Below are 2,929 nucleotides of genomic sequence, written 5' to 3'. Positions count from 1 at the left end.
TATCGCTCCCCCCCCCCTCCCCCCTTCTTAGGACGCTTGGGTGGGTCTCTTCCCCCCCCGCGATGAGGCCCTCAGAGCTGAATTGCCTTGGTTTCATCGGCGGGGCGAAAGCCGCGCGCGATCATCAATGGTTAAAGTAAATTCTAGAATAAATAACTGTCTAAATTCATATAGTTAAAAGACATTGTTAATTTTGATTATCATGAATACCTTCTGAGGCAGACGCGTACTGAGCGCATACTCGTCGGCCTGCGGCCTCTCGTCGCAGCCAACGCCCTCTTGGCAAATCCGCCACAGCCCGTAAAATCCCGCCTCCTTTTCGCCCGTCGCCCACTCGGTGGCAACCGCCCGCAAGGACAGCGTCCGCGCCTCTCGCCACATCGCGCATGTGCCACAGGCTCAACCGCCCCCGCCCGGCCTCCCCTTGAGGTCCAGCGGTTGACCCTTGCCCAGGTCGCATTCCGTGCACGCAGCGCAAAAGGCGCAGCTTGGCTTATTCCAACCTTGAGGTACGTATGTCTCCGCGTTTGCTGGCGATGGCGCTGGCACCCCTGCTCGGCCTGTTCATCATTGCCCTGGGCAATGGCTTCATGTCTTCCCTGACCACCCTGCGCCTGGACGCCGCCGGCGAATCGGCGACCACCATTGGCGTGGTGTCCTCGGCCTACTTCATCGGCCTGACCCTCGGCGCAATCGTCAACGACCGGTTGATCCTGCGCATCGGCCATATCCGCGCCTACAGCAGCTTCGCCGCGCTGATCGGCGCGACCATCCTGCTGCAGGGCCTGTTCTACGACACCACCTGGTGGTCGATCCTGCGCCTGCTCAACGGCTGGGCTGCGGTGGGGGTGTTCCTGGTGATCGAAAGCTGGCTGCTGCTGGCCGGCGACGCCAAGATCCGTGGCCGCCTGCTGGCGCTGTACATGATCGCCTTCTATGGCGCCGGGGTGATCGCCCAGGCGGCCCTGGGCGAGATCACCAGTTGGGGCGACACTGCGCCGTTCATGCTGGCCGGCATGCTCGCCACCCTGTCGGTGCTGCCGATCGTGATCCTGCCGCGGGTGTCGCCGTTGCTCGACCAGGTCGAGCCGCTCAAGCCACGCCAGCTGCTGGGCGTGGCGCCTACCGGGTTGGTCGGTTGCTTCGGCTCCGGCGTGGCGATTGCCGGGATCTATGCCCTGCTGCCGTTGTACCTGCAGCGGGTCGGGCTGGACGTGGGCGAGGTCGGCGAAATGATGGCCTGGGTGATTCTCGGCGCCATGTTGCTGCAATACCCGGTGGGGCGCTGGTCCGACCGCAAGGACCGCCAGGATGTGCTGATCGCCCTGGCGGCGATGTGCACCGTGCTGTCGCTGCTGATCGTGGTGCTGCCGGTGGACACCGTGCTGTTGCCTGCCCTGCTGTTCCTGCTCGGTGGCGGGGTGTTCGCCCTGTACCCGGTGGCGGTCAGCAGCGCCGCCGACCGCGCGCCGGCCGATGCCCTGGTGCCGATGATCCAGGGCCTGCTGCTGATCAACTCGCTGGGCTCGGCCATGGCGCCGCTGACCATTTCGCCGATGATGACCTCGTACGGTGAAGTCGGGCTGTTCTGGGCATTCGCCGTGATCAACCTGGCGATGGTCGGCTTCTTCCTCTGGCGCCGCGGCAAACGCCCGAAACCCGAGCACCCGGCACCCTTCACTGCGGCCACCACCTTCTCGCCGACCGGCGCCGAACTGCGGGTGACCGAGGACCTGATGCATGCCGCCCAGGAGCACCCGACGCTGGACGCGCTCAACAGCGCGGCTGCGCCGCATCAGGCACGCAGCGAAAGCCACTGATGCAACCGGGGCCGCCTGCGGCCCCTTGGTTTGCCGCCCGTCGCCCGGCGGGCACCCTGGCTGCGTTCTGGCGGCCGAATCCATGACAGTTCATCCGACAGGAGACTCACCATGGATCGCTTAAGCCCGCTCGCCCTGCTCCTCGCCGTTGCGCTGGGTATCGCATCGACCAGCAGCTACGCAGCATCCGACCCTTACACCAGCCAACCGCAGACCAACGAAAGCGCCAAGGGTGATCAGCCCAGAGGCTCCACGGCCGGTGATGGCAGCAGTGTCAACAACCCCGGTGGCGGCAAGGGCAACGACAGCAGCGACACCGGTACCAACGCCGATGCGGCCGACGGTGCTGCCGGTGGCTCAAACAGTACCGGCGAGGCTACCGGCAGCGGTGCCGGGCACACCGGCGGCACCGCCGAGGACCAGGACAGCTATTGACGGGCCTTGGCTACACTGCTGAACGACGCCCCTGCCCTGGAGACCTGGCATGAACCTCAGGTACTGGTTGCTGCTTGCCTTGCTGCCCACAGGGGCATTCGCCGCCTCGGTCAACTACAGCCCCGCCCTGGACATCAGTTCGGCGTCGTTCACCGACGGTGGCGTGATCGCGCTGCAGCAGGTGGGCGCTGACCCTGCCTGTGGCAGTGGCGAGGAAAAGTCACCGCAGGTGAGCTGGACCAACCTGCCGCAGGGCACCCGCTCGCTGGTACTGGTGATGTTCGACCCCGATGGTGGCAAGGGGCTGGGGGTGGTGCACTGGCTGGCCTATAACATCGACCCGGCCTCCGGTGGCCTGGAGGAAGGTGCTGGCGGCCAGAGCAGCCCGGTGGCAGCGCTGGGCCTCAACTCCCGTGGCGCCATGGCCTATCGCGGGCCTTGCCCACCGGCGGGCGACAATCCGCATCACTATGTGCTGACCCTGATCGCCACTGATCTTGCCCCAGGCAGCCTGCCTGGGGAGCTGAACCATCGAGGGTTGCTGAAGGCGCTGCAGGGGCATGCGCTGGGGGCGCAGAGCCTGGTGGGGCGTTATGGGCATTGATCATCGCGGGGCAAGCCCGCTCCCACCCCCCTTTATTTGGGAGAGGTTGTTCCTCTAGGAATCCCCCCCC

The 2,929-nt window shown here is 65.7% G+C and carries 3 protein-coding genes; all 3 read left to right on the top strand.

Going from position 1 to position 2,929, the window contains the following annotated elements:
• Positions 1-515 precede the first annotated feature (515 nt).
• The 3 genes from ACO6VM_RS01615 (at position 516) to ACO6VM_RS01605 (ending at position 2,859) form a co-directional block, all read left to right on the top strand.
• Positions 516-1,820, top strand: a complete 1,305-nt coding sequence (locus ACO6VM_RS01615; RefSeq protein WP_232885488.1) for an MFS transporter — start codon at positions 516-518, stop codon at positions 1,818-1,820.
• A gap of 111 nt (positions 1,821-1,931) precedes the next feature.
• Positions 1,932-2,255, top strand: coding sequence for a hypothetical protein (locus tag ACO6VM_RS01610; RefSeq protein ID WP_401059243.1), 324 nt, complete (start codon positions 1,932-1,934; stop codon positions 2,253-2,255).
• 49 nt (positions 2,256-2,304) lie between these two features.
• Positions 2,305-2,859: a YbhB/YbcL family Raf kinase inhibitor-like protein gene (locus tag ACO6VM_RS01605; RefSeq protein WP_125464114.1), complete on the top strand. Its 555-nt coding sequence runs from the start codon at positions 2,305-2,307 to the stop codon at positions 2,857-2,859.
• The last annotated feature ends 70 nt before the right edge of the window (positions 2,860-2,929 follow it).

It is taken from the genome of Pseudomonas sp. GZD-209 (genome assembly GCF_049310485.1).
Classification (GTDB): domain Bacteria; phylum Pseudomonadota; class Gammaproteobacteria; order Pseudomonadales; family Pseudomonadaceae; genus Aquipseudomonas; species Aquipseudomonas sichuanensis.
The sequence above is the reverse complement of the archived record's forward strand: the minus strand, read 5'-3'. Positions and strand labels throughout refer to the sequence as shown.